The organism is Sphingobacterium sp. InxBP1, assembly GCF_026191775.1.
GTDB lineage: Bacteria > Bacteroidota > Bacteroidia > Sphingobacteriales > Sphingobacteriaceae > Sphingobacterium > Sphingobacterium thalpophilum.
The window spans coordinates 339,116-363,743 of the sequence record NZ_JAINDX010000041.1; the positions used below are offsets into that span (position 1 = coordinate 339,116).

Annotated in this window: 30 protein-coding genes; 11 read left to right on the top strand and 19 right to left on the bottom strand. The window is 41.5% G+C overall.

What is annotated here, in order from left to right:
• The first annotated feature begins 59 nt into the window (after positions 1 to 59).
• A complete protein-coding gene (locus tag K7A41_RS07130) occupies positions 60 to 566 on the top strand; it encodes a DUF805 domain-containing protein (RefSeq protein WP_081817938.1) in 507 nt (168 codons plus the stop codon).
• 103 nt (positions 567 to 669) lie between these two features.
• Here the strand turns inward: K7A41_RS07130 and K7A41_RS07135 are convergent, their stop codons facing one another.
• Entirely contained in the window at positions 670 to 867 is a 198-nt protein-coding gene (locus tag K7A41_RS07135; RefSeq protein ID WP_028071078.1) for a hypothetical protein, read from the bottom strand.
• Positions 868 to 979: 112 nt separating this feature from the next.
• A complete protein-coding gene (locus tag K7A41_RS07140) occupies positions 980 to 1,171 on the bottom strand; it encodes a cold-shock protein (protein ID WP_028071079.1) in 192 nt (63 codons plus the stop codon).
• A 257-nt stretch (positions 1,172 to 1,428) separates the two neighbouring features.
• On the opposite strand from K7A41_RS07140, the gene K7A41_RS07145 reads away from it, so the two are divergent.
• The 6 genes from K7A41_RS07145 to gcvT all read left to right on the top strand — a co-directional run bounded on the left by K7A41_RS07145 (position 1,429) and on the right by gcvT (position 5,830).
• Complete coding sequence (locus tag K7A41_RS07145) at positions 1,429 to 2,145, top strand: SIMPL domain-containing protein (RefSeq protein ID WP_028071081.1); 717 nt, start codon at positions 1,429 to 1,431, stop codon at positions 2,143 to 2,145.
• The gene (locus K7A41_RS07150) at positions 2,145 to 2,645 is read left to right on the top strand and encodes a DUF4112 domain-containing protein (protein WP_232048651.1); all 501 of its coding nucleotides are present in this window, start codon (positions 2,145 to 2,147) and stop codon (positions 2,643 to 2,645) included. The genes K7A41_RS07145 and K7A41_RS07150 overlap by 1 nt, the downstream gene beginning before the upstream one ends.
• 147 nt (positions 2,646 to 2,792) lie before the next feature.
• On the top strand, positions 2,793 to 3,161 hold the full coding sequence (locus K7A41_RS07155) for a DUF4359 domain-containing protein (protein WP_265713152.1): 369 nt from the start codon (positions 2,793 to 2,795) through the stop codon (positions 3,159 to 3,161).
• A 1-nt stretch (position 3,162) separates the two neighbouring features.
• Positions 3,163 to 3,849 carry a pseudouridine synthase gene (locus tag K7A41_RS07160; RefSeq protein ID WP_265713153.1) on the top strand — a complete coding sequence of 229 codons (687 nt, stop codon included), beginning with the start codon at positions 3,163 to 3,165 and terminating at the stop codon, positions 3,847 to 3,849.
• Positions 3,846 to 4,667 carry a DUF6929 family protein gene (locus tag K7A41_RS07165; RefSeq protein WP_265713154.1) on the top strand — a complete coding sequence of 274 codons (822 nt, stop codon included), beginning with the start codon at positions 3,846 to 3,848 and terminating at the stop codon, positions 4,665 to 4,667. The genes K7A41_RS07160 and K7A41_RS07165 overlap by 4 nt, the downstream gene beginning before the upstream one ends.
• An 80-nt stretch (positions 4,668 to 4,747) precedes the next feature.
• Positions 4,748 to 5,830, top strand: a complete 1,083-nt coding sequence (gene gcvT / locus K7A41_RS07170; RefSeq protein WP_265713155.1) for a glycine cleavage system aminomethyltransferase GcvT — start codon at positions 4,748 to 4,750, stop codon at positions 5,828 to 5,830.
• Between the two features lie 68 nt (positions 5,831 to 5,898).
• Here the strand turns inward: gcvT and K7A41_RS07175 are convergent, their stop codons facing one another.
• Genes K7A41_RS07175 through K7A41_RS07185 form a run of 3 tightly spaced genes read right to left on the bottom strand, consistent with a single transcriptional unit; the run spans position 5,899 to position 6,755 of the window.
• On the bottom strand, positions 5,899 to 6,141 hold the full coding sequence (locus K7A41_RS07175) for a DUF6358 family protein (RefSeq protein WP_028071087.1): 243 nt from the start codon (positions 6,139 to 6,141) through the stop codon (positions 5,899 to 5,901).
• 1 nt (position 6,142) lies between these two features.
• On the bottom strand, positions 6,143 to 6,439 hold the full coding sequence (locus tag K7A41_RS07180) for a hypothetical protein (protein ID WP_265713156.1): 297 nt from the start codon (positions 6,437 to 6,439) through the stop codon (positions 6,143 to 6,145).
• Between the two features lies 1 nt (position 6,440).
• A complete protein-coding gene (locus tag K7A41_RS07185) occupies positions 6,441 to 6,755 on the bottom strand; it encodes a rhodanese-like domain-containing protein (RefSeq protein ID WP_028071089.1) in 315 nt (104 codons plus the stop codon).
• Positions 6,756 to 6,985: 230 nt separating this feature from the next.
• Between K7A41_RS07185 and K7A41_RS07190 the strand changes: the two genes are divergently transcribed.
• Positions 6,986 to 8,290, top strand: coding sequence for a M20/M25/M40 family metallo-hydrolase (locus K7A41_RS07190; protein ID WP_265713157.1), 1,305 nt, complete (start codon positions 6,986 to 6,988; stop codon positions 8,288 to 8,290).
• Here the strand turns inward: K7A41_RS07190 and K7A41_RS07195 are convergent.
• The 8 genes from K7A41_RS07195 to surE form a co-directional block, all read right to left on the bottom strand.
• Positions 8,287 to 8,787 carry a GNAT family N-acetyltransferase gene (locus K7A41_RS07195; RefSeq protein WP_265713158.1) on the bottom strand — a complete coding sequence of 167 codons (501 nt, stop codon included), beginning with the start codon at positions 8,785 to 8,787 and terminating at the stop codon, positions 8,287 to 8,289. The genes K7A41_RS07190 and K7A41_RS07195 overlap by 4 nt on opposite strands.
• Positions 8,784 to 9,359, bottom strand: coding sequence for a thiamine diphosphokinase (locus K7A41_RS07200; protein ID WP_265713159.1), 576 nt, complete (start codon positions 9,357 to 9,359; stop codon positions 8,784 to 8,786). The genes K7A41_RS07195 and K7A41_RS07200 overlap by 4 nt, the downstream gene beginning before the upstream one ends.
• A gap of 11 nt (positions 9,360 to 9,370) precedes the next feature.
• The gene (locus K7A41_RS07205) at positions 9,371 to 10,561 is read right to left on the bottom strand and encodes a M20 metallopeptidase family protein (protein WP_265713160.1); all 1,191 of its coding nucleotides are present in this window, start codon (positions 10,559 to 10,561) and stop codon (positions 9,371 to 9,373) included.
• 13 nt (positions 10,562 to 10,574) lie between these two features.
• Positions 10,575 to 11,033 (bottom strand): SPOR domain-containing protein, encoded by a 459-nt coding sequence (locus tag K7A41_RS07210; RefSeq protein ID WP_028071094.1) that lies wholly within the window; start codon positions 11,031 to 11,033, stop codon positions 10,575 to 10,577.
• Positions 11,034 to 11,053: 20 nt separating this feature from the next.
• The gene (secA, locus tag K7A41_RS07215; RefSeq protein ID WP_028071095.1) at positions 11,054 to 14,341 is read right to left on the bottom strand and encodes a preprotein translocase subunit SecA; all 3,288 of its coding nucleotides are present in this window, start codon (positions 14,339 to 14,341) and stop codon (positions 11,054 to 11,056) included.
• A 266-nt stretch (positions 14,342 to 14,607) separates the two neighbouring features.
• Positions 14,608 to 15,477 (bottom strand): 1,4-dihydroxy-6-naphthoate synthase, encoded by an 870-nt coding sequence (locus tag K7A41_RS07220; RefSeq protein WP_265713161.1) that lies wholly within the window; start codon positions 15,475 to 15,477, stop codon positions 14,608 to 14,610.
• A 105-nt stretch (positions 15,478 to 15,582) separates the two neighbouring features.
• The gene (locus tag K7A41_RS07225) at positions 15,583 to 15,852 is read right to left on the bottom strand and encodes a hypothetical protein (protein ID WP_051607160.1); all 270 of its coding nucleotides are present in this window, start codon (positions 15,850 to 15,852) and stop codon (positions 15,583 to 15,585) included.
• Positions 15,833 to 16,642 carry a 5'/3'-nucleotidase SurE gene (gene surE / locus K7A41_RS07230; RefSeq protein WP_028071098.1) on the bottom strand — a complete coding sequence of 270 codons (810 nt, stop codon included), beginning with the start codon at positions 16,640 to 16,642 and terminating at the stop codon, positions 15,833 to 15,835. The genes K7A41_RS07225 and surE overlap by 20 nt, the downstream gene beginning before the upstream one ends.
• Before the next feature lie 154 nt (positions 16,643 to 16,796).
• On the opposite strand from surE, the gene kduI reads away from it, so the two are divergent.
• The 3 genes from kduI to K7A41_RS07245 all read left to right on the top strand — a co-directional run bounded on the left by kduI (position 16,797) and on the right by K7A41_RS07245 (position 19,624).
• The gene (gene kduI / locus K7A41_RS07235) at positions 16,797 to 17,642 is read left to right on the top strand and encodes a 5-dehydro-4-deoxy-D-glucuronate isomerase (RefSeq protein WP_265713162.1); all 846 of its coding nucleotides are present in this window, start codon (positions 16,797 to 16,799) and stop codon (positions 17,640 to 17,642) included.
• 87 nt (positions 17,643 to 17,729) lie between these two features.
• Positions 17,730 to 18,854: a DUF4861 family protein gene (locus tag K7A41_RS07240; RefSeq protein WP_265713163.1), complete on the top strand. Its 1,125-nt coding sequence runs from the start codon at positions 17,730 to 17,732 to the stop codon at positions 18,852 to 18,854.
• Positions 18,855 to 18,859: 5 nt separating this feature from the next.
• Positions 18,860 to 19,624, top strand: coding sequence for an SDR family oxidoreductase (locus K7A41_RS07245; protein WP_171019321.1), 765 nt, complete (start codon positions 18,860 to 18,862; stop codon positions 19,622 to 19,624).
• Between the two features lie 97 nt (positions 19,625 to 19,721).
• Here the strand turns inward: K7A41_RS07245 and nadD are convergent, their stop codons facing one another.
• From nadD to dnaN, 6 genes are all read right to left on the bottom strand, one after another.
• On the bottom strand, positions 19,722 to 20,297 hold the full coding sequence (nadD, locus tag K7A41_RS07250; RefSeq protein ID WP_028071102.1) for a nicotinate (nicotinamide) nucleotide adenylyltransferase: 576 nt from the start codon (positions 20,295 to 20,297) through the stop codon (positions 19,722 to 19,724).
• A 2-nt stretch (positions 20,298 to 20,299) separates the two neighbouring features.
• A complete protein-coding gene (gene gmk, locus K7A41_RS07255) occupies positions 20,300 to 20,869 on the bottom strand; it encodes a guanylate kinase (RefSeq protein ID WP_028071103.1) in 570 nt (189 codons plus the stop codon).
• A gap of 2 nt (positions 20,870 to 20,871) precedes the next feature.
• Positions 20,872 to 21,747, bottom strand: coding sequence for a YicC/YloC family endoribonuclease (locus K7A41_RS07260; protein ID WP_081817939.1), 876 nt, complete (start codon positions 21,745 to 21,747; stop codon positions 20,872 to 20,874).
• Positions 21,748 to 21,836: 89 nt separating this feature from the next.
• Positions 21,837 to 22,409, bottom strand: coding sequence for a CAP domain-containing protein (locus tag K7A41_RS07265; protein WP_265713164.1), 573 nt, complete (start codon positions 22,407 to 22,409; stop codon positions 21,837 to 21,839).
• 344 nt (positions 22,410 to 22,753) lie between these two features.
• Positions 22,754 to 23,416 carry a DedA family protein gene (locus K7A41_RS07270; RefSeq protein ID WP_265713165.1) on the bottom strand — a complete coding sequence of 221 codons (663 nt, stop codon included), beginning with the start codon at positions 23,414 to 23,416 and terminating at the stop codon, positions 22,754 to 22,756.
• A gap of 14 nt (positions 23,417 to 23,430) precedes the next feature.
• Positions 23,431 to 24,552, bottom strand: a complete 1,122-nt coding sequence (dnaN, locus tag K7A41_RS07275; protein WP_265713166.1) for a DNA polymerase III subunit beta — start codon at positions 24,550 to 24,552, stop codon at positions 23,431 to 23,433.
• Between the last annotated feature and the right edge of the window lie 76 nt (positions 24,553 to 24,628).

The window sequence follows — 24,628 nt, forward strand, 5'->3', positions numbered from 1 at the left end:
AAAAACACTGTTGAATAAAAAATTAACTAACACAAGTTTTCACCTAAAATCATATTCATATGGAACTAAAAGAAGCTTTTTTAAAAGTTGTACGCGACAACTACGCAAATTTTGAAGGCCGCGCGCGTCGTAAAGAATACTGGATGTATGTATTATCTGTATTTGTTTTGTATATAGGCTTAGGTATTGTGGGCGGAATTCTTTCGATTATAAGTGATACATTGGCCATGCTTGTATACGGCGTCATAAGCCTTCTCGGACTGGCACTATTTATCCCTAGCTTGGCAGTCACAGTTAGAAGGTTGCATGACACCAATAAGTCAGGTTGGTTTATACTCGTTTCTTTGATCCCTTTTGTGGGTGGGCTCTATCTTCTTTACCTCGAAATCTTGGAAGGAGACAAAGGGCCTAATCAATATGGCCCTGACCCAAAAGCACTGGAAAATGGCGCGAATCACCCATTCAATCAAAGCCAGGATCCCTTTGGCTCTTCACCAAGGCAAGACCCATTCGGAAGTTCGCAGTCCACCAATCCTCCAGCTACAGATAAGGATCCATTTGCATAATTCCATTAATTAAAAAGAGCTTTTACCTGCGTAAAAGCTCTTTTTATTCAAGCTGAGACATCTTCCCTGAGCTGTAACAGGTACCGAGATGTCCCGGCCGTTATTAATGTCTATGCTTTCTCTTTTTTTGCTGTCCCGGAGCAAACTCTTTTGCCGATTTTTCTCCATAATATTTTTTTGCGTGTCCGGGAGGCATACCTTTCGGCCCATGCCGATGCCCATGTCTGTGGTGGGTCGAATAACATGCGGTCATAGAGATCGCAACCATCGCCGAAAAAATCAATAATAATGCACGTTTCATCTTCACTTGAGTATTTTTTAGTTCAGTCATACAATTATCAGTCCAAAGTTAAATAAAAAAAGCCCATGCGCTGAACATGGGCTTTTCCACAATAAATATATTTTCAATCTAATTAGATAACTCTTACATTTACCGCATTAAGACCTTTACGGCCTTGTTCAATTTCGTAAGATACATTGTCATTCTCACGAACTTTGTCTACTAATCCCGAAACGTGAACAAAAATTTCGCTCTCGCCTGAATTAGGGATGATGAAACCGAAACCTTTGGTCTCATTAAAGAATTTTACTTTACCTTCTTGCATGGCACTATATTATTAATTTCCCTAAAGGTATAGAAATAAAATCAAAAATCTTCACCTTTTTATTTTTTTATGCTTTAAACTTTTTTGAAAACTTTGGCTCCAATCTTGTAGCAATGCGATAATAGCAATCGTATTATTACAAAACTTTAAAAAATATTCCGCCGGCAGGATATGCACAAAAGATATATCCACGGCAACCACAACGGCGACAGTTGCGCCATCAAAAAAATAAGAAAACGATCAACAAATTTAGAACGATGAAAAAATTATTATTAGGACTAGCTTTTTTAGGTTTGATTTCACAAACAAATGCTCAACAAATGGTAAATAAAGAGTTTGTATCGACTGTGGGCCGCGCAGAAGAAGAAGTAACACCGGACATCATCTATATTGATGTCACGCTAAAGGAATTCTATGAAAATGGAAATACGAAGAAAAAAGTCGCGATAGATAAGCTGGAAAAAGATCTATTTGATTCCGCAACAAAAGCCGGTGTAAAAAAGGAAGATTTCACCATCCAAAATATCTGGAGCTACAATACGCCAGACAAAAAGAAAAAGGATACCGATATATTACTGTCAAGACAATACCGCATCAAAGTAACAAATCTAAACAACTTGAGTCAACTACTAGATGGTGTCGATAAAGCGGGTATCCAAAGTACGTATATCAGTGAATATGACTATTCAAAGAAAAAAGAACTTGAAAAAACATTGAAAACAAAAGCTGTATTAGATGCTAAAGCCAATGCGCAGATACTGGCCGAAGCCGCCGGCCAAAAAATCGGTAAAGCTATCGTACTGTCTGAGACACCGCAGCAAATTATCTTTGGTGTTCAGCCTACTATGCGTAATGCTATGTACAAAAGTGCTATGGCGGAATCTGCTGACCAGGCAGCGGGCAACGGACTTGACCTGGATATCCGGCCAATGAAAGTGACGAGCGAAATCAGCGCTTCTTTCGAATTGTTGTAATGATGCGTAGAGTACTATCTCCCGAAGATAAAAAAAAACAAATTGACCAAGATTTCGGTTGGATCAACCGAATATCTTGGTTAATGGATAATCAGTTCAACATCGGTGGTTTTCGATTTGGGCTGGATCCTATCTTGAACTTTATTCCGCTGGGCGGCGCTATTGCCGGATTCGGCACATCGCTAGTACTAGTCATTGCAATGTGGAGAAACGGCGCTAGCCCTAGGTTAGTCATTCGTATGCTGCTTAATATCTGCTTGGACGCTCTCCTGGGCAGTATTCCTTTTTTCGGCAATATTTTCGATTTTTTCAGCAAAGCCAATGAAAGAAATATCAAACTGCTCCACGAACATTATTACGAAGGTCGACACAGCGGATCGGGTGTGGGTATTATTCTGAGTATACTACTTGTTTTATTGATTTTTACAGGCCTCACCTTTTACCTGATCTGGCTTTTCTTCTCCTGGGCATTTTCGCTCCTCAATGGCATTTCCATTTAAGATCTCAGCCTTTGCCGCAAACTGCCGCCTCACTCCCCTTTTGGTACAACATAAAACAATTCTCAATTTTCTAATTTCAATTTGATAATTTTGACAACATCTTAGACGGACGCTGATAGCGTTCCATCTACATTAATACAACACTAAATGAGCAAAAAAAGAATATTTGCACTGCTGTTGATCGTCATTATGCTTGCAGCCATACTGACCAATCCAAGCAAAGAGGAACATGAAAAGGTGGTGCGTGCTAAAGCAGAGCAGCTGCTAAAAAATCAGATACATGCCAAGGATCAGGAATTTTTTGGGCTGGGTATGCAACTTTTTGGAAACAAATTGGTGGATAATTTTATCCAGAGTTCGGTCATTGTTGATAATTATTATCTTTTCTCTCTGACGAAAATTAAATGGCAGGGTACCGAGCAGGTGATCGGCGGGGGTGCATTTAGGTATATCTGGCTAAGTCCCAAGATTGACGAAAAAGCAGATGAGATTATTGCTGCACTGAAAAAAATCTAATATGCCCTTAGAAATTCTTTACCAGGACGACGTCATTGTAGCGATCAATAAACCACATGGTTTATTAGTACACCGTTCCTCCATTGCTCGGGACACTTCGGAGTTTGCACTCCAGTTACTGCGAGATCAATTAGGTCAAACCGTATACCCTGCCCACCGCCTGGACCGGAAAACAGGTGGAGTGCTCTTATTCTCTCTCAATAAAGAAACAGATCAATACCTGCAAAAAAGCTTTCAGGAGCATCAGATCGACAAAAAATATCTGGCTATCCTACGTGGCTTTGCACCGACCGATGGTGTGATTGATTATCCGTTAAAAAAAGAAAATGGTACATTGCAGGATGCAAAGACAACATTCAGGCTACTCGCCAACAGTGAACTTCCCGTCCCATTCGGCAAGTTCCCGACATCGCGCTACAGTCTTGTTGAAGCAAACCCGCTTACGGGCCGCATGCATCAGTTGCGGAGGCACTTTGCGCATATTTTTTATCCTATTATCGGTGACCGGCCGCATGGCTGCAATAAGCAAAATAAGTTCTGGAAGGAAACGTACCAGATGGATACCATGCTATTGCATGCTTCCCAACTGACGTTCAAACATCCATTGTCCAACCATATGATTCATATAAAGGCTCCTTTACAAGCCGATTTCCAAAGAGTCCTTGACATACTAGATATAAAGGCATGATGTTAAAACTAATTCTCGAAACCTTTATCAGAATATCGGGCATCGCCGCAGCGTCGGGTCTCGTTTACCATGGAGAGGAATTGCATATCGTATCTGACAACAGCAATTATCTCTACCATTATCACTTGGGTGAGCAACGATTATATAAAACCGTCCTTCTGGAAGCAAGCCCCATGGAAAATGTACCCAAAGCTTCTAAAATGGATCTTGAGTCCATCGCTTTTGACGGAAAAAGCTATTACCTTTACGGGTCGGGATCCACAGGAAGAAGGAACGACCGCTTTATCTGGGACGGAAAGCAACTTGTCCACGAAGATTATAGCAGGGTATATACCCTTCTGATGAAGAAATTTAGGATAAGTGAAGAAGATTTCAATATTGAGGGTGTCCTGCACATCGATGACCGAATCCTTTTTTTCAACAGGGGAAATGGGCCCAATGGGATAAACGGGATTTTGGAGTATTATCCAGCATCTGAAAATAGATCTCGTTATATCCCTATGGCCTTACCTACCCTGAATGGTGTTGCCACAGGCTTCTCTGACGCGACGCTCGTGGGCAACGACATCTATTTTATCGCCACAGCCGAAGATGCGAAATCGACTTACCATGACGGTGAAATTGCAGGATCAATGCTCGGTAAACTTTCCGCTGATCTCCGTTCTGCCCCAGAAGTCTGGCCTATTCCAGAGAACCATAAATTTGAGGGGATAACGCTCAAGGAAGCGCACGAAGATGGCTTAGTCTTTCTGCTTTGCGCGGACAGTGACAGCGAGGACGAGCAACTTATCGTTTATTCCCTGAAAGTAACGAATTAAATCGTTTGTTCTAAAATGGATTCGCCAATAGGAATCACGTATATTTTGTTAAATTTGTAACTGATTAAAACTTAATTTTTATGTTAAAAAATACCGCCCTTTCGGAGACGCACATTGCTTTAGGAGCAAAGATGGTACCCTTCGCAGGCTTCAACATGCCGGTACAATATACTGGTATCAACGATGAGCACGAAACAGTTCGTACAGGTGTAGGAGTTTTTGATGTAAGCCACATGGGCGAGTTCATTCTAAAAGGTGAAAAAGCTTTGGATCTGCTTCAAAAAATCTCTTCAAACGATGTATCCAAATTATATGATGGTAAAGTCCAGTATGCTTATATCCCCAATGAAACGGGCGGTGTGGTGGACGATTTCTTAACCTACCGTATTGATGAGCAAACCTATTTTTTGGTTGTCAACGCGTCGAATATTGAAAAAGACTGGAACTGGATTTCAAAGTACAACTCGGAAGGCGTGGAAATGAAAAACATTTCTGACCAAACCTCTCTTTTTGCCGTTCAAGGTCCTAAAGCTGCCGATGCACTACAATCCTTAACGGATATTGAACTCGCTCCAATGGAGTATTATACCTTTGCGAAAGGCACTTTTGCAGGAGTAGAGAATGTTTTGATATCTGCAACGGGATATACCGGTGCTGGTGGTTTTGAAATCTACGTTGCCAACGAACATGCGCAAAAAGTCTGGGACGCCATTTTTGAAGCAGGAAAGCCCTATGGCATCAAACCTATTGGCCTAGGCGCCCGGGACACATTGCGTCTGGAAATGGGTTTCTGCTTATATGGAAATGACATCGACGATAACACTTCCCCTTTAGAAGCGGGATTAGGCTGGGTCACCAAGTTTACTAAAGACTTTGTTAATGCCGCTGCACTGAAAGCCGAAAAAGAAGCCGGACTGAAGAAAAAGCTGGTTGGGATCGAAATGATAGACCGGGGAATCCCACGTCATGACTACGAAATCGTGGACGCTGAAGGCAACAACATCGGTCGGGTGACTTCAGGTACACAGTCGCCTACATTGAAAAAGTCGATTGGCTTAGGTTATGTTGATACAGCTTTTGCCAAAGACGGCACCGATATCTTTATCCTTATCCGAAATCAAAAAGTTAAAGCTAAGGTAACTAAACCTCCGTTTGTGAAATAAGAGCTTTTCATATGCAAACATAAAGAGCAGGGAACTCCGGTTTCCTGCTCTTTATGTTTGAAGCTCTACTATTTAGTTTTTTGCTTCTGCTGCTTTGCTGCGTACTGTTGTTTTTTTTCAACATCTTTCTGCTGGATCACGGCTCTTATCCGCTTGCTAAGTACAACTTTTAGATAGATCAAAACTACCAAAAATGCAATAGACAATCCCGTCACCAGCATATTTCCAGCTTTATACCCCTCGAAGGCACAGTAGGCCAAAAATACAATGGCCAGATTCAGTACTACATTTAGTATAAAATATTTTGTCATATTATTTTTTTGTTAGTCCCAACACACGCGGTCTCCAGACAAAGAAATAGAGAATACCGCCGACAACATTAAACAAGACAATGCTTAGGGCCATTCCCAACCGTTCGATATTGGAAATAGTTTGTGAACGCATGATCTCCAGCAAGACCAATACGACCCATAGAAGAGAAAGCAAAATGGAGAGGCTACCTAATATGGGGAAGATACCAAGGTTAAATAATCGGGCCAATAAGGCCACGATATAAAAAGCAAGACTAAACAAGAAGGCTTGTTTAGTCTGATGCTCCAAGTTCTTCATATTAATACACGTCTAACTCCGGATCGATTTCCTCTTTCCAGGCCAAAATGCCGCCCTTTAAATTTGCCAGGTTATCAAACCCCTGCTGTTCCAACAATAAAATAGCCTGAGCTGAGCGCTTACCCGAACGGCATTGCACAATCACAGGTTTATCTTTGGCGATTTTATCGGCTTCAATCAAGATTCCCGAAAGCGGAATATTGAGGCCATTCAAATTCGAAACTTCGTATTCAAACGGTTCACGCACATCAATCAGCTGAAAATCCTCGTTGTTATCGATCTTATTTTTTAACTCCTGTACAGATACTTCTTTCATTGTCAAATAATTTATATTCAAACTTAGATAAATTTGCATTTATATCCAATTATAATTGCATTAGCAATATACGTGCTAACTTTTGTGGATGGTGGTTGAGGGTGCAGAGTGCTTACTATTGCTGCATCCCGCCACCGGCATGCTTAATAAAGCTGTGTTAAATAGTCTGACAATCCATGATTCTGTCCATAAAATCACTATATTCAACCCGTAATATTAACTAACTACACATGCATATACTTTCTAAAATATCATTTTTTATAGTATTCCTGACTACCACTTTACCCCTGTTGGGGCAGCAGGTCATCTCTGGTCAGCAACGGCAGCAAGTAAGCCGTATATTGAATACATTGGCTTCCGATAGCATGCGTGGGCGATCAGCGCTGACAAAAGATATTGAACACGCCGCAGATTTTATCGCGGGAGAAATGAAAAGGATCGGCCTTGTTCCTTATGCAGAGCCGAATTTCAGACAGACCTTCTATCTGGACAAAATCACACCTAAAACACAATACGCAGTTATCAACGGACAAACAATTGCACCCGAACATATCTTGGCATTAGGCGATCACACGCCCTTGCACTGGACGGATAAAGAGCGCATAAAAATAGCAAAAATTGGTTCTGGCGAGGATTTTTCTCTCGCTTTTAGAGCGTATTCCCAATCCAAGGAAAACGTACTCGTATGTGTTGATCCTTCTTTTGAAACTTATTTTACCCGGTTTAAGCAAATGCTCGGTGGAGCAAAATTTGTTGACGAACAGCATGCTGAAAAACGCTCGATAGTGTATATATTGACGGCTCAAACACCTCAGACTTTTACCGTGGACAGCGAATGGAATATGCAGAAGAACGAGCTTTTCAATGTCGCAGGGATCATTCCAGGAAAAACTAAACCAAACGAATTTGTAATTTTTTCAGGCCACTATGATCATATTGGTATATTACCAGCAGTTGGACAAGACTCCATTGCAAACGGCGCGGATGATGATGCTTCAGGAGTAACAGCCATGCTGGCCCTTGCCGAATATTATAAAAAGAAAAATAACAACGAAAGGACACTGATTTTCATTGCCTTCACAGCTGAGGAACTGGGCATGTATGGTTCTAAATATTTTTCTAACCATATCGACGCTGAACAAGTCGTGGCCATGATCAATATGGAGATGATCGGAAAAGATTCAAAATTCGGTCCGAATACCGTTTATATCACGGGATATGATCATTCTGACCTCGGACGCCTGATGCAGGAAAACCTGAAAAATACCAGTTTTAAATTCTATCCCGACCCTTACAAGAAGCAGAACTTATTTTATCGGAGTGACAATGCAGTATTAGCAGCAAACGGTGTACCGGCACACTCATTTTCGACCTCCCAAATGGATAAAGACCCGTATTATCATACTGTGAAAGATGAAGTGTCCACGTTGAATATTCAAAATATTATATCTAGTATCGAAGCTATTGCCATCGGAGCTTCTGGCATAGTCGAGGGTACACAAACACCGTCCCGTGTCGAGAAATTAAAAGATTAAACAATTGGCAGCGGCATGACATCGCGTTGCATGACATAATCATCAAGGATATAGTCATAATACGGAATATCGACGCGCTCCGTCACATGAAAGCCCTGTTTAAGATAAAAATGATAAGCAGGGTTACTTCGGTTGACATTCAGTTCGACGATGCTCCTGCCTTTGCTTCGTGCCTTTTCGACCGCAAAATCAATCAAAGCTTTGCCAAAGCCCTTACCTTGTACCCCCGGCATGATATAAAGCTTTTCGATCCGAAGTTTGTCCTCAAGAGTTTTGAGCGCAATAAAGCCTTGGCCTATACCTCCCTCTTTCAGAATATAGAAGAATTGGCCATTGACCATACTCTCGGCCAGTGCTTCCGCTGTATAGCCTTTATCAAGCATAAAATCGATCTGATCCTTTGACAGTATATCACCATAGGTGTCTGGCCAGATAACATGTGCCATAGTGGAAATACTGCGGATATCAGTTTGTTCAGCTAATTCGATCGTTATCATAAAATTGTCTCTCCTATCAAAATATAGTTGGATTTTGAAAATTCCAGCTTAAATAAGCCATCCTTGGTCGTCTCATATATCCCTGATCTGATCTTTTTGAGACCTTCAGCGCCTATGTCCGCATCCACCGCATCGATGTAAATACGTTCACCTCCAGGTTTCCATTTGGTGAAGCCGTTTGAGACAAAAGAATAGCGCATGTCGTGCATAAATAATACCACATTGATGTGATCCAAATAGGGTTCATAACGCCGCAGTTCGATCTGATCTGTAACAATATTCACTGCTTGATAATGCTGCTCAATCAAATAGCTAAGTGAAGCCTCCAAGAAATTTGTAGCGCTATAAGGTACTATTTTTACATTTTCCTGTATCCGGTCGGAGTTCGTCTGCGCAAATACAATGTCAAATTTATATCCACGGGCGTCCAGTGCATCCACTGTATTATTTTCTATAATAACAGTAGGGCTCCACTCGAGCAACTGCCCAAGATTCTCCTCGTTAATTAAGAACAGATCATCAATAAGCAGAGCCGGTTCTTGATTCTCCCGAACAATATGATGCGACGACATACCGGTATGAATTAATAACCTAGCCTACGTAAGGTAATGTAAGCCATAAGTCCCGTGCTGATTTCCAAGGAAGCTTCGTCTACGTCGAAGGTGGGTGTATGGACTGCTGAAGCGATCCCTTTAGCCTTATTGCCCGTACCCAACCGATAGAAGCATGCGTTAATTTCCTGCGAATAATAGGAAAAATCTTCTGCAGCGGGCCAAAGGTCCAAATCCACTACATTTTCCTTGCCTAGGTATTCTTCAGCGAAAGTACGTGCACTTTTTGTCAGTTCGGGTTCGTTAATCAAAAATGGATATCCTTTGCGCACCTCAAATTCACAGATTGCGCCCATACTTTCGGCGATGCCTGCCGCCATTTTGACCATTTTTTCGTGTGCCTCGGCACGCCATTTCTCATCGAATGTGCGGAATGTCCCCTCCAGGTAAACCTGGTCCGGAACTATATTCGTGGCACCATTAGCGATGATTTTACCAAATGACAGCACAGTCGGCGTGCGCGGATCCGCAAATCGGCTTGCAATCTGCTGCAAAGCAGTGATAATATGCGCGATGATCACTATGGGATCGATATTCTGATGTGGATGTGCTCCATGTCCACCTCTTCCTTTTACCGTCATAAACAATTCATCACAGGAGGCCATATATTTCCCTTCCCGGAATCCTACCTTGCCTACTTCAATGAAAGGCATGACATGTTGGCCAATGATGGCAGAGGGGGCAGGGTCCTGCAAAGCTCCTTCCCGGATCATAATGGATGCACCGCCGGGCAGCCGCTCTTCGCCAGGTTGAAAGATTAATTTCACTACTCCACCAAATTCGGCTTTTAAGCTGTGCAGAATCTTGGCCGTCCCCAATAGAGACGAAGTATGTACATCGTGACCACAAGCATGCATCACACCGGGATTTTTGGAACCATAAGAACGTCCCTCGACTTCCTGAATGGGCAAAGCGTCCATGTCTGCACGCAAAGCGATGACGTGATCAGACGGCAATTCGCCCTTAATCAAGGCGACGATCCCTGTATCAGCTTTAGACTCATAGGGAATACCTAATAGATCCAGCTGTCTTTTTACGAAAGCAGATGTATGATATTCTTCGAAAGAAAGCTCGGGATTTTGATGAAGATGTCTACGATTGGAAACGGTATCTTCAAAATATTGATGGGCTAAGGCCAGGACTTTTTCTTTCGTACTTGCCATAAGGTTGATTGATTTATTGATAGACAAAAACGTTTTCCGAAAAAACGAAAACGTTACTAAAATATTGACGGAGCTCCCGCATAAATGCATTCGCTTCCGAGCGGCTTCTGAAGTCGCCCACTTTTACCCGATAATTAGGTTCATCATAGGTAATATAGGTATCAATATCCTTATACATATTGCGAAAACGTGTCTGCTCTGAAAATGCCTGATTGCGACTAGCACCAGCAAATATCTGAACCCGAAAACCTCTAACCTTAATGCGGGTTGCCGCAGAGCGGACTACAGGTTTGGACGGCACCGATGTAGTTTTGCTTTCGACAGGATTGATTCCCATTGCTGCCCTAAAATTCTGAAGCTGTGTAATCAAGGAATCTTTGGTTACTGTAACTCCACCCTTTTCCTGTGCTTTTACCTGAACAAACGTTAACAACACAAGTGCATGTATGAAAATCAATCCTCTCTTCAGCATAGTTTAACCTTTCTTATCGATTAGTTATTTGCGCCGTGGCAATTTTTATATTTTTTACCAGAACCACAAGGACATTCGTCATTGCGCCCGATAGTGTTTTCGTTACGAATCGGCTCCTTCGGGCCTTCATTTATGTCCTCGTCACTCACTCCAGTTGGCGAGCCTAACTCGGCTTTCGTTTCTACAGTCTTTACAGGTGCCTGTGCAACTTGTCTAGGCTGCATTGACGTAGTTTCCTGACCAGGGATCTCGCCTTTGAAAATAAAGCTCACAACGTCTTTATTCATGGATGCGAGCATAGATTTGAACAGGTTAAAGGCTTCCATTTTATAAATGATGATCGGATCCTTCTGTTCATAAACAGCATTTTGAACAGATTGTTTTAAATCATCCATTTCGCGTAGGTGCTCTTTCCATGCCTCATCAATCAATGCGAGTACAATGCCTTTTTCAAATGCTTTGAACACTTCCTTGCCATTGCTGTCGATCGCTTTTTTCAGATTTGCCGAAACCTGAATACCTCGAATACCGTCGGTAAACGGGATAACGACATTTTCAACGATTTGGCCACGCTCTGCATAAACATTATTTAACACAGGGACAGTCAATGCACCGATAGCATCAATTTTATGGTGATACGCGCGGATTGCCTGATCAAAAAGACGGTCGGTGAGCCCTTCAATCTTACCCTGCGCAAACTCTTCAGCAGTAATTTCTGGTGTAATAGCGAAAATACGGATGACTTCAATTTGAAAATCGTCATAATTACCTTGCTCTTTCGCTTCCGCGACGATCTCTTCGGCAACGTCGAAGATCATATTGTTCAGATCGACGTCTAAACGCTCGCCAAACAGTGCATTTTTACGTTTTGCATAAATTACAGTACGCTGTGAATTCATCACATCATCATATTCCAATAGGCGCTTACGGATACCGAAGTTGTTTTCTTCGACTTTACGCTGAGCACGTTCGATGGATTTGGTCAACATACTATGCTGCATGACTTCTCCTTCTTCCACACCCATTTTTACCATAATGTTTGAAATCCTTTCGGATGCAAACAGACGCATCAAATTGTCTTCCAGAGAAACAAAAAACTGTGAAGACCCCGGGTCTCCCTGACGTCCGGCCCGACCACGTAACTGACGGTCAACGCGGCGAGATTCGTGCCTTTCTGTACCGATGATCGCCAGACCACCCGCCTTTTTCACTTCTTCTGTCAACTTAATATCCGTACCACGGCCGGCCATATTTGTCGCAATGGTCACCTGTCCCGGGCGGCCCGCCTCTGCGACGATATCAGCCTCCTTTTGGTGTAATTTCGCGTTCAGCACATTATGTTTGATCTTCCGCAATTGAAGCATACGGCTTAATAACTCCGAAATTTCCACAGATGTAGTACCCACCAATACAGGACGGCCCTGTTCTGTCAATCGCTGGATCTCCTCAGCGACAGCATTATATTTTTCACGCGCTGTACGGTAAATCAAATCTTGGCGGTCCTCCCGTTGAATACCACGGTTGGTAGGGATTTCAACAACATCCAATTTATAGATTTCCCAAAGTTCACCAGCCTCGGTTGAAGCTGTACCCGTCATACCTGATAGCTTGTGATACATGCGGAAGTAGTTCTGTAATGTAATCGTCGCATAGGTTTGTGTCGCATCTTCCACCTTCACATTCTCTTTTGCTTCGATCGCCTGGTGCAAACCATCAGAGTAACGACGGCCATCCATGATACGTCCCGTTTGCTCATCGACGATTTTTACTTTTCCTTCGTCAACGATATATTCGACATCCTTTTCAAACAATGTATATGCTTTCAACAACTGATTGATGGAATGTATACGTTCAGCCTTGATGGAGTAATCACGTAACAAATCTTCTTTTTGAGCTGCTTTTTCTTCTAAACTCATAGCCGATTTTTCAATTTCGGCGATTGCTGTACCCACATCAGGCAAAATAAAGAAAGAAGGATCTTCGCCGGTTGCGGTAATCAATTCGATACCTTTTTCAGTAAGTTCTACTTGATTATTTTTTTCATCGATTACAAAATAAAGTTCTGCGTCTACTTTCGGCATATTTTTATTTTGCTCCTGCATGTAGTAATTTTCCACTTTCTGCAAGATGGAACGATTGGCACCTTCACTCAGAAACTTGATAAGGGCTTTATTTTTAGGAAGTCCCCTGTAAGCTCTCAATAAAGCCAAACCACCTCCCTCTACATCGGAATCTCCTGCTGCCAGCGCTTTCTTAGCGTCGTTCAGTACCGTGTTGATATAAGCCTTTTGTACATGTACCAACCGCTCAATACGTGGTTTTAGTTGATAGAATTCATGTTGATCACCACGAGGTATAGGACCTGAGATAATCAATGGTGTACGTGCGTCATCGATCAAAACGGAGTCTACCTCATCGACCATAGCAAAATGCAATTTTCCCTGCACCAATGCATCCGGAGTCTGCACCATGTTATCCCGTAAATAGTCGAAGCCAAATTCGTTATTCGTACCATATACAATATCTGCCTGATAGGCCTTGCGGCGCTGTGGCGAATTCGGCTGATGTTTATCAATACAGTCTACGGATAAACCATGGAATTCAAATAATGGTGCATTCCATTCGGAGTCACGTCGGGCCAGATAATCATTGACCGTTACGATATGTACCCCCTGTCCGGAAAGAGCATTGAGATAAGTAGGTAGCGTTCCTACTAAAGTTTTACCTTCACCGGTGGCCATTTCAGCAATCTTACCACTGTGTAATACGATACCACCAATCAGCTGTACATCATAATGTACCATATTCCAGGTAACCTCAGTACCAGCCGCCATCCATTTGTTTTTCCAGATGGCTTTATCGCCATTGATAATTACATTTGGCTTATAAACGGCCAATTCTCTATCAAAGTCATTGGCAGTAACCTCTAGTTCTTCATTTTCGGTCAAACGTCTTGCTGTCTCTTTCACCACTGCAAACGCTTCAGGTAGAATTTCCTTCAGTACCTCCTCTAACTTCTTATCACGATCTTTAGACAGTTTGTCCACCTGCTCGTAAATAGAAGTTTTCTTTGCCATATCATCCTCATCCTGATCCGCTTCGGTTTTCAGCGTCGCAATTTCTTGGTCAATATCTGCTAGGTAATTTTTAATTCTTTCTTTGAAATCAACGGTTTTGGCACGTAACTCGTCATTGGTTAGATTTGAAAGCTTATCGTATTCAGCCTTGATCTGTTCTACCACCGGCTGAATTCCCTTGATATCTCTCTCGGATTTACTTCCAAATAATTTACTTAAAAACTTTAACATAATTTTTTTTCTATCTCAACTAAAGATTTTGTGCAATAATGACTCCAAAATAAAATTGCAGACAATTTGACACTAATCGGGCAAATTTAGTTATTAGATATGATATCTAACAGCTTACACCTATTTTTTTTGCTTTATTTTTTTGTTATCCGTTATGTGCTTGGCAAAGTGATGACATTCTCTCGCGAACTGGTTATCAAGTTATCATAATTATACGGATTGTGCAGTAGATAACTATAGTCAATCAACTCCGTGCAATACACTTCCTACGACAAAAATAGCTTCCGGTCAGAACGGGGTATAAAACCAAGATCCTGAGCCTTTTCAAACATTTTTGTAATAGCGTTACGGCCTTCAGCACCCAGTTCGACCGAGTATTTGTTGACATAAAGATCAATATGTTTGTACATCACCTCTTCACTCATTTCCTGGGCATGGCTGCGGATAAAATCGAGTCCGGATTTTGGATTGGCGAAAGCGAACTCAACACTTTCTTTCAACACTTTATTCAAGGTGTCCTTAACCTCTTTCGACAGTGATCTTTTTACCACAATGCCGCCGAGAGGAATCGGAAATTTTGTCGTTGTTTCCCAGTACTCCCCCAAGTCAACCACTTTGAATAGTCCTCTCTGCGCATAAGTAAAGCGGTTTTCATGGATGATAAGCCCAAGATCAATTGAGCCATCCAAAAGAGCACCCTCGATTTCTGAGAAGACCAGTTCGATTTTATTGGTTAATTCAGGAAACGCAAGCCCTAATAGAAAATTTGCCGTGGTATACTTGCCGGGATAACCGACCCTTAATTTGTTGTGTTCGCCCAGCCCTTCTCCCTTATTGAGTTTCTCCTGAAGGGCAAGAGCCAAAGAAGGGTCTTTCGTGATCAGCATTGGCCCCACACCAAAGCCTAAAGCGCTGCCAGCATCCAGCAGCTCATAGTCTTCAACGGCATAGGCAAAGGCATGATAGCTCAGTTTGGTAACATCCAGATCACCTTGAAAAGCTTTCAGATTTAAGGTCTCCACATCCTGATATTCTACTTCAAAATCAAGACCTTTGGTATCGATTTTATGGTGAATAAGCGCATCAAAGATAAACGTATCGTTTGGACAGGGAGAGAATCCCAATGTTAATTTCATATGCTTGTATTTAATAGTATTAATCTAATAGTGTTCAGCTATAGCTGTCCCACCGTTAATAGCCTTGATCCAGCCAATATAGCGATGTTGAACATCAGTGTTACTTTATACGGTCACTTTATGAGTGACTAAATAGAGTATCATAGCAAAAAAAGTCATCATGACGATCCCTTTTCCGATCTGGTCTTTTCCGCCGCGATAGGCAAAACGCAACAATACCAGGTTGACCAGCACAGCAATAGTGTATATAGCCATGGGTTTTTCGGGTAGAAAATAAAGTCCAATTGCTGTAAACCGCACCAGCAAATAAGCCAATGCAGGAAAAACAACGCCGGCTGCAAAGCCTATCCAAAGATTATTTTTCAATTTTTCCACGCCTGCTATTTTCGTCCAAATGATCAAAGCTCCAGGAATTCAGTTCGGGAATTGCATGGTGCGCAGTCATATCAAACTGTGTTGGGACAACGGAAACATAACCATTGGCCAGTGCATAACAATCGGTATCCTCACCACGGTCCTGTAAAACAAATTTTCCTGTAGTCCAATAGTAATCACGGTTATGTGGGTCTATACGTTCGTCAAACTCCTCTACCCAATGTCCACCTGCTTGCCGACAGATCTTAATGCCTTTAAAACCGTTTGTTTGCGGAAAATTAACGTTCAGCAAGGTGTTTTTTGGCAAGCCATTGGCAAGAACTTGTTCGGTTATAGAAATAACATAAGGTCTACAGTAACTGAAATCCGCATCATGCGAAAAATTATCCAGCGAAAACCCAACGGAAGGGATCCCCTCTATTGCCCCTTCTACCGCAGCAGACATGGTACCTGAATATAGCACGTTGATCGAATTGTTGAGTCCATGATTGATACCCGAAACACAGATATCCGGCCTCTGTCCCTTAAACACTTTGTTTACAGCAAGCTTAACACAGTCTACCGGTGTTCCGGAACATTGATACATCTCTACGCCTTCATATAAATTGATCTTATCCAGACGCAACGGCCGTCCAAGTGTAATCGCGTGCCCCATGCCCGATTGCGCAGAGTCAGGGGCGACAACCACAACATTGCCAATCTTTTGCATTTCTTCCATCAGCACCTTAATACCCGGTGCAGTAATTCCATCGTCGTTGACCACTAAAATATTGGGTTTCTTTTTTACCATACACGAAGTTAGTAAATCTGAAAAATAAAACTGTAGGAAATCCTTGTGCCGATAAATCATTTACATAGCTACGACATCGTTTGCGTAACATTGTATGGCTTTTAATAAATATTAGTCCTAAATTTAGCATTTAAACAAAGCAAATTATTCTGTTATGAGCATTAATTTTGAATCCCGCTATGCTATCGGGCCAAGGGAATACAAGACGTTAGATACGCATGGATTACGAGAGAATTTCCTCATTGAAAAAGTTTTCGAAACCGATAAAATTAACTTAGTTTATACACACTACGACCGCTATATGGCCGGCGGCGCAATGCCCGTAAATGCTAAGCTCAAATTGGAAACTGTCCCTGAGCTGTTGAAAGAACCTTATTTTCTGTCCAGAAGAGAACTGGGAATCATTAATGTCGGCGGCAACGGCCAAGTTGAAGTGGATGGTACTCGATACGATTTAAACACGAAAGAGGCACTTTATGTGGGCCAAGGCGCTAAAGAGGTTTATTTTTCAAGTCAGGACAGTGCAAACCCAGCTAAATTTTACTTAAATTCTACTCCAGCACACTGCAGTTACCCAACTAAAAAGGTAACAAAGGAGGATGCCAATAAAATCGAGCTCGGTTCACTTGAAACATCCAATCATCGGGTGATCAACCAAATGTTATTGAATAAAGTTGTGCAGACCTGCCAGTTGCAGATGGGGATGACTGAGCTCAAACCCGGATCTGTATGGAATACCATGCCTGCTCATACACATGACCGACGTATGGAAGTATACTTTTACTTTGAATTACCAGAAGGACAGGCGGTATCGCATTTTATGGGGCCAATCGATGAGACACGTCATATCTGGATACAGAACGATCAGGCAGTAATTTCACCTCCCTGGTCAATTCATTCGGGTGCTGGCACCTCCAACTACACATTCATTTGGGGAATGGCCGGTGAAAACTTAGACTATGATGATATGGATAAATGTGCCATTACAGCGTTGAAGTAGCCGACAAAATAGTCTGCTACCCTCCGCCTTATCAAAATCATCCGATAACATAACTAGATAATAGCGTCACTATATCATATGATCAACATGAAAAAAACATTCGTATTGAGTTTAGCGCTTGGTCTTTGGGGTATTGCCTTAGCACAGAACAACAAGACCATCACTGTAAGCAATCCTTCTTCCTTCACGCGGACTGAACTGATCAGTATTCCTTATGCCACATTTGAGAGGCACTTCGCCCTGAAAGAAAATAGCTTTAGCATTGTCGACAGCGAAAATAAAAAGGAGCTGGCGTACCAGCTCGAGAAATTAGGACAGCAGACAGCGCAAAATGTACTGGTGCAAGTCAGCCTCGCTCCTAAAAGTTCTCTGACCTTTGCTGTGACCGGCAATGCCCCAACAGCAGTTTCTTCTAAAACCTATGCACGGTATGTACCCGAACGTAAAGATGACTTTGCCTGGGAAAATGATATTGCTGCGTTTAGAGCCTACGGAAAAGCCTTGGAAGGCAGCTCAGAAGATGCCCAAGGATTTGATTTCTGGGCCAAGCGTACTAATGATCTGATTATTGACGAATGGTATAAAACAGGTGATTACCATGCCGATCATGGTAAAGGCTTGGACTACTACTCTGTAGGTCAAACGCTGGGTGTAGGTGATGCTACCCCTTTTATAGATGGGCAGGTAGTCTACCACAAACACTATCGTCAGTATAAGGTACTGGATAACGGACCGTTGCGTTCTACTTTCAAGCTTATCTATGAGCCTGAGAACGTAAAAGACCAAAATCTTCAGGTAGAAAAAACGGTTTCTTTAGATGCTGGAAGCCAGCTGAACAGAATCAGCTATGCAATTAAAAATAGTACTGCTAGTAGTACTTCCGTTGCTATTGGCCTTGCGAAAAGAAAAGAGGAAAAACCTCAATTTCTGAACGATGCCAAAAGTGGTATCCTTGCGTATTGGGAACCAGCAGAGGGCGACAAGATTACCGGAACCGCCGTTATTGTTCCGAAGGCATCTTATGTTTTCAAAGACAGTCCTACACAATTTTTATTGACAACGACCGTAGAAAACAACAACCCATTGGTCTATTTTGCTGGTGCGGCATTTAATAAGGCGGGTAAGATAAATAACTTTGAACAATGGCAATCGTACCTCAGACAATTCAGGGATCATTTAAATCAACCACTAATCATAAAATATTCGAAATAATGTCAATACTGCAATCTTTTGATTTATCAGGAAAGGTAGCTTTAGTAACCGGCTGCAAAAGAGGAATAGGAAAAGCGATTGCTGAAGCATTGGCGGAAGCAGGAGCAGATATCATCGGCGTTTCGGCCTCGCTGGAAATCGCGGGCTCCACAGTAGAGCAATCAATCAAGGCACTTGGCAGAAACTTTTACGCCTATCAATGTGACTTTTCAAAAAGGAATGAACTTTATAAGTTCATTGACCAAGTAAAATCAGATCACCCAACCATCGATATTCTGTTTAACAATGCCGGAAATATACTGCGTAAACCAGCTGCAGAACATCCAGATGAATACTGGGATCAAATTATCGAAATCAATCAAAATGCCCAATTTATCCTGACTAGAGAAATAGGCAAAGATATGATTTCACGTGGAACTGGAAAGATCGTGTTTACAGCATCTTTGCTGACTTTTCAAGGCGGCATCAATGTTCCGGGATACGCAGCATCCAAAGGAGCAATAGGCTCATTAGTCAAAGCCTTTGCCAATGAATGGGCCTCCAAGGGTATAAATGTGAACGGCTTTGCTCCAGGGTACATTGCCACAGACAATACCGAAGCTTTAAGAGACGATCCTGAGCGGTCGAAATCGATATTGGACCGCATCCCTGCTGGCCGCTGGGGGACACCCGAAGATTTTAAAGGCCCCGCAGTATTCTTGGCATCAAAAGCGTCAGATTACGTGCATGGCACTATTCTCACTGTCGACGGTGGCTGGATGGGAAGATAAGAGATCAACAATAAAGATTAGTTTGTTTTTAAAAGTCTTTATCCTTCGGGATAAAGGCTTTTTTTTGAGATGTGAGTCTCTACTACTATCAAAGAGTCTAGGAATAGAGTCCTTTTTTGTCAATAAAGTCGATCACTTTTTGTGGTGTAAAAAACTGAATATTCTTCTTTTCTTTAATTGCCTTCCGAAGGAAGGTGGATGATAATTCCATTAAGGGCGTATCTGTCATCGTGACAGAAGGATGTTCCTTCAGCTTTCCACCATTGTATCCCGGACGTGGATAAACATAAATATGATAATCTCGCAAAATCACTTCAGCGTTCTTCCATTTTTCCAAAGATTCAAGAATATCTTCTCCCATCAGCAACACAAACTCGCGATTCGGATACTTTTCGCTGAGATGGGTTAGGGTATCTATTGTGTAAGAGGGCAGTGGCAAATGAAATTCGATATCGCTGACACGCAAATGATCACACCCCTCAAGTGCTAAATTAAGCATTTCCAGCCGGTCGTAGGGATCCGCTAACGTAGACTTCTTTTTGAACGGATTCTGTGGTGAAACGACAAACCAGACTTGATCGAGCCCTGTAAAACTGGCCATGTAATTGGCTATTATCAAATGTCCCACATGTACGGGATTAAAAGAACCAAAAAACAAACCGATTTTTTTCATGATTATGTACTGATGAAATCCATCACAATTTCTTCGGCTTCTGCACAAGCAGTTTCCAAATCAAAATTTTTCAGTATCACGTCAAATTTATTGGCATAAGTAAGTTCTAGTTCCGCTTTTGCAAAGCGCTCCTGCAACTTCTCCTCTGAATCTGTACCACGGCCCGTCAATCGCTCTTTCAGTACTTCCAGCGATGGAGGTTGTACAAAAATAGATAGCGCTCGGTCAGGAAATTTTGATTTTAGCCGCAAGCCGCCGACAACATCTATATCAAAGATCACATGTTTACCTTCTTTCCAGATACGTTCGATCTCCGACCGCAGTGTTCCATAGAAGGTACCTGAGTACACCTCTTCAAATTCAATAAACTCCTGCTTTGCAACACGATGTAAAAACTCTTCCTTGGACATAAAATAATAGTCTTTTCCATTGACCTCCTGCCCCCTCGGATCCCGGGTACTCGCCGAAATTGAAAATTCTATCTTATCGCCATGTTTACTTAATAGATCTCTGACTATAGTTGTCTTTCCAGCACCAGATGGTGCTGAGAAAATAATTAATTTACCGCTCATCCTTATAGTACGTTGAGCAACTGCTCCTTTATTTTTTCCAATTCTTCTTTCATTCTGACTACGATCTGCTGTATACCGGCATGATTCGCTTTAGATCCAAGGGTATTGATTTCCCGCCCCATTTCCTGTGAAATAAACCCTAACTTCTTGCCATTGGAGTCTGCAGAATCAAAAGCTTGCATAAAATAGTTGCAGTGAGAACGCAACCTTACTTTCTCCTCAGTCACATCCAGTTTATCAATATAATAAACGAGTTCCTGTTCGAAACGATTCTGATCCACATTATCTTTTCCTACCGTATCATTTAAAAACTGTTCTATACGTTGTCTGATCAAAGGAATGCGTTCAACTTCTAAACTCTCCACCTCGCCCAAATAAGATAAAATAAGCTCCGCACGTTTTTTTAGATCCTCCGCCAAAACATTTCCTTCATCTTCACGAAAGGTGTTAAACTGCTTTACAGCTTCATAGAAAGCATCCATCAGTACCTTCGCTTCTTCTTCATCTACGGTATCTTCATTGTTGCTAATAACTTCCGGCATACTTAGCGCCAGTTCAAATAAATTAGCTTTGTTGTCCTGCAGCTCGTTAGCGACAGCCAGCAATTGACTATAATATTGTTTTAGTAAATCGGTGTTGATGGACGATGCCTTGGCTGTTTGGTCCGTATATTCTACGGATACATTTAGATTAACCTTTCCGCGCTCAATTAGTTTACTGCATTCTGTCCGCAAGGCTAATTCCTTGTCCGAAACTACTTTGGGCAAACGGAGATTTAATTCAAGGAATTTTGAATTTAAGGACTTTATTTCGACACTATATTTAACTTTACCATTCTCTTTGGAAGCTGTGCCATATCCTGTCATGGATTTTATCATATGCAAAGGTATAACTTTTCAAATAAAAGTTGAAGCAGGCTTGAGCATTAATTGTTAAAGTCATTTCAATCAGCTGTTGTGCTGCCCCTTCATCCGCCATGTTTTGCAATGATCACCACGAGATAACTTTCATAAGGTATGGCACCTTTACAGGTAACATAACCAATACCAACATCATACAGTGAACCATTCCATTGATCCATACCCAATAAATGTGTTCTATGGTGGTAACCCGGTGCCTCCCGTCCAATAATAAGCGCTTTTATAGCATCTGTAGCACTAGCACGATTGGCCGCAATAGACTCAAAATTATTAGCACTTCGTTTTTTTAGCCAATCTGGATTTAAAGCATATCCAGCTTGGGCTATAAAATAATTGGGGCCATAGCCTTCTGGTGAAACATGATCAAAATACGCACGTTTAGCCATATCTTTGGCACGATATACAGCTACTTCAGCCAATTGTTTATTCCAACGAAGTTCAGTGCGTTTGATTTTATGAAGATTAAAAAGTTTAAGTTCCCTTTTGTATTTTTCAGGATTTAAACGGATACGATTCAATAATTCATAAGCTTCCTTTGCTTGCCTTTGATCTACCCGGATCCGCTGTGCAGTTGCGGCTTGCACGATAAATAGGGTAAATGCGAAAATCAAATATTTCATATGTAATCAAACTGTCTTTCAATATTAGTTGAGGATATCCATATTATCGGTACGTAGCGACCAAAAATGGATTAATGTCAATCCTTTAACATAAAAAAGACTGTTTTTAGTATCTGTAGTTTAATGCTATTTTGCAGTTTTCAAGAGCAAAAACTGTATCATCATGGAAATTAGGCTGATAAATATGATGGCTTTACCTATGCCACTCCGCATGGTGTAAAAGGTATGGTCTATCGTATGAAGCATGTATGAAGGATGCTTCTGTTACCCTGTGAGGCTTTTGCAGGTAACCTGGTTTAAACTGGAGAAAAACAGCTGTATATTATTCAAGTAAAAAGGGAACCTTATGGAGTTCCCTTTTGTGTTTTTATTTTTTCCCTCACTAATTCAAATACAATAGGTAGTACAGACACAACTATAATAAGCAATACCACTTTAGAGAAATTCTCCCTAACTATCGGAATATTGCCGAGAAAGTAACCGGCCAACGTAATGCCACCCACCCATAATACCGCGCCGATTACGTTATAGGTAATGAAAGTCCCATATCTCATTTTCCCTATGCCACCTACAAATGGTGCCAACGTACGTACGATTGGTACAAAACGTGCTATGACGATGGTTTTACTTCCATATTTTTCGTAAAATGCATGTGTCTTGGCGATCTGTTCATCCTTGACAACCCGTTTACCAAACAACTTAAACTGAGTTAACCGCATGCCAAAGTGCTTACCAATGGAATAATTAAGTGAATCACCTGTAATTGCAGCGATCAACAAGACAAAAATCATAAGCCAGACGTTCAGATCATTGGGTTGTGCAGCTAGCATCCCTGCGGCGAATAACAGTGAATCGCCCGGTAAAAAAGGCATTACAACTACCCCTGTTTCTACAAAAATAATCAGAAACAAAATGAGATATGTCCAAAGCTGATAGTCATTGACTATCTCAACCAGATGCTTATCGATGTGGAGGATAAAGTCAATAAGGTGTGTGATTATTTCCAAAACCGATATGAAAATTAAGCGTTATTCAACATTACTGGCATCACCAACATCAAAATATCGGCATGGTCCTCAGAAGTTGCAGGGACCAATAGACCAGCACGATTTGGTGTGCTCATTTCGATCACAACCTCTTCACTTTCCAGATTGTTTAACATTTCAACTAAAAACTTCGCATTAAAGCCGATCTCCATATCATCGCCTTCAAACTGACAGGATAAGCGCTCGTGTGCCTCATTAGAGAAATCCAGATCCTCTGCAGAAATATGAAGTTCGCTACCTGATATTTTTAAACGTACCTGATGTGTAGTTTTATTAGCAAAAATAACAACCCTTCTCAACGTGTTTAAGAAAAGTAATCTGTCAACAGTCAGTTTATTTGGATTAACTTGAGGAATTACTGCAGCATAATCTGGATAGCGCTCATCTATCAAACGACAGATCAGATTGATGTTACCAAAACTAAAAAATGCATTTGTCTGATTGTACTCAATGGAAACTGTAGTATCATCAGATGGCAGTGAAGATTTTAATAGGGAAAGTGCTTTTTTGGGTAAGATAAGCGATGCTGGTTTTTCAGCACCGATATCTGTCCGGGTATAGCGTACCAATTTATGTGCATCCGTCGAAACAAAAGTCACATTTTTTTCTGCCAATTGGACCAGAACGCCTGACATTGCTGGTCTCAGCTCATCATTGCTAACAGCAAAGATGGTTTTGCTAATAGCCTCTGAGAGAATCGGAGCTGGCATCTGGATAATCGATCCGTTGTCAATAGAAGGAATTTTAGGAAAGTCATCTGCATTTTCGCCACTCAATTTATATTTACCGTCACCCGCGCTGATTTCAATAGCTAAGGTATTCATATCTACTGAAAATGCTACCGGCTGATCCGGAAGAGTCTTTAGGGTCTCTATCAAAATCTTTGAAGGCATCGCTACCCTTCCTCCTTCTTTTGCCTCGATCGGTAAGGAAGTAACCATACTTGTCTGTAGATCCGTAGCAGAAATAGTCAAGTTATTATCTTTTATTTCAAAAAGAAAGTTTTCCAAGATTGGCAAAACAGTACTTGTACTAGATGCTCCATTGATAGCTTGTAACTGCTTTAATAAAATTGATGTTGATACAATGAATCTCATTTCCTAAATACTAATTATTATGTGCAATAATACACAAATTAATCAATATTTTTCAGTTTTGTAAGCGCCTTTCTTT

Coding starts and splice junctions, on each gene's coding strand:
- K7A41_RS07165 (WP_265713154.1), top strand. CDS start 3,846: ATGATGTTAAAACTAATTCTCGAAACCTTTATCAGAATATCGGGCATC.
- K7A41_RS07260 (WP_081817939.1), bottom strand. CDS start 21,747: ATGATAAAATCCATGACAGGATATGGCACAGCTTCCAAAGAGAATGGT.
- K7A41_RS07265 (WP_265713164.1), bottom strand. CDS start 22,409: ATGAAATATTTGATTTTCGCATTTACCCTATTTATCGTGCAAGCCGCA.
- dnaN (WP_265713166.1), bottom strand. CDS start 24,552: ATGAGATTCATTGTATCAACATCAATTTTATTAAAGCAGTTACAAGCT.
- K7A41_RS07155 (WP_265713152.1), top strand. CDS start 2,793: ATGAGCAAAAAAAGAATATTTGCACTGCTGTTGATCGTCATTATGCTT.
- K7A41_RS07220 (WP_265713161.1), bottom strand. CDS start 15,477: ATGAAATTAACATTGGGATTCTCTCCCTGTCCAAACGATACGTTTATC.
- K7A41_RS07140 (WP_028071079.1), bottom strand. CDS start 1,171: ATGCAAGAAGGTAAAGTAAAATTCTTTAATGAGACCAAAGGTTTCGGT.
- K7A41_RS07185 (WP_028071089.1), bottom strand. CDS start 6,755: ATGAAAGAAGTATCTGTACAGGAGTTAAAAAATAAGATCGATAACAAC.
- secA (WP_028071095.1), bottom strand. CDS start 14,341: ATGTTAAAGTTTTTAAGTAAATTATTTGGAAGTAAATCCGAGAGAGAT.
- kduI (WP_265713162.1), top strand. CDS start 16,797: ATGAGCATTAATTTTGAATCCCGCTATGCTATCGGGCCAAGGGAATAC.
- gcvT (WP_265713155.1), top strand. CDS start 4,748: ATGTTAAAAAATACCGCCCTTTCGGAGACGCACATTGCTTTAGGAGCA.
- K7A41_RS07175 (WP_028071087.1), bottom strand. CDS start 6,141: ATGACAAAATATTTTATACTAAATGTAGTACTGAATCTGGCCATTGTA.
- K7A41_RS07160 (WP_265713153.1), top strand. CDS start 3,163: ATGCCCTTAGAAATTCTTTACCAGGACGACGTCATTGTAGCGATCAAT.
- K7A41_RS07190 (WP_265713157.1), top strand. CDS start 6,986: ATGCATATACTTTCTAAAATATCATTTTTTATAGTATTCCTGACTACC.
- K7A41_RS07180 (WP_265713156.1), bottom strand. CDS start 6,439: ATGAAGAACTTGGAGCATCAGACTAAACAAGCCTTCTTGTTTAGTCTT.
- K7A41_RS07130 (WP_081817938.1), top strand. CDS start 60: ATGGAACTAAAAGAAGCTTTTTTAAAAGTTGTACGCGACAACTACGCA.
- K7A41_RS07150 (WP_232048651.1), top strand. CDS start 2,145: ATGATGCGTAGAGTACTATCTCCCGAAGATAAAAAAAAACAAATTGAC.
- K7A41_RS07195 (WP_265713158.1), bottom strand. CDS start 8,787: ATGATAACGATCGAATTAGCTGAACAAACTGATATCCGCAGTATTTCC.
- K7A41_RS07240 (WP_265713163.1), top strand. CDS start 17,730: ATGAAAAAAACATTCGTATTGAGTTTAGCGCTTGGTCTTTGGGGTATT.
- K7A41_RS07200 (WP_265713159.1), bottom strand. CDS start 9,359: ATGTCGTCGCATCATATTGTTCGGGAGAATCAAGAACCGGCTCTGCTT.
- gmk (WP_028071103.1), bottom strand. CDS start 20,869: ATGAGCGGTAAATTAATTATTTTCTCAGCACCATCTGGTGCTGGAAAG.
- surE (WP_028071098.1), bottom strand. CDS start 16,642: ATGGTAAAAAAGAAACCCAATATTTTAGTGGTCAACGACGATGGAATT.
- nadD (WP_028071102.1), bottom strand. CDS start 20,297: ATGAAAAAAATCGGTTTGTTTTTTGGTTCTTTTAATCCCGTACATGTG.
- K7A41_RS07210 (WP_028071094.1), bottom strand. CDS start 11,033: ATGCTGAAGAGAGGATTGATTTTCATACATGCACTTGTGTTGTTAACG.
- K7A41_RS07205 (WP_265713160.1), bottom strand. CDS start 10,561: ATGGCAAGTACGAAAGAAAAAGTCCTGGCCTTAGCCCATCAATATTTT.
- K7A41_RS07145 (WP_028071081.1), top strand. CDS start 1,429: ATGAAAAAATTATTATTAGGACTAGCTTTTTTAGGTTTGATTTCACAA.
- K7A41_RS07135 (WP_028071078.1), bottom strand. CDS start 867: ATGAAACGTGCATTATTATTGATTTTTTCGGCGATGGTTGCGATCTCT.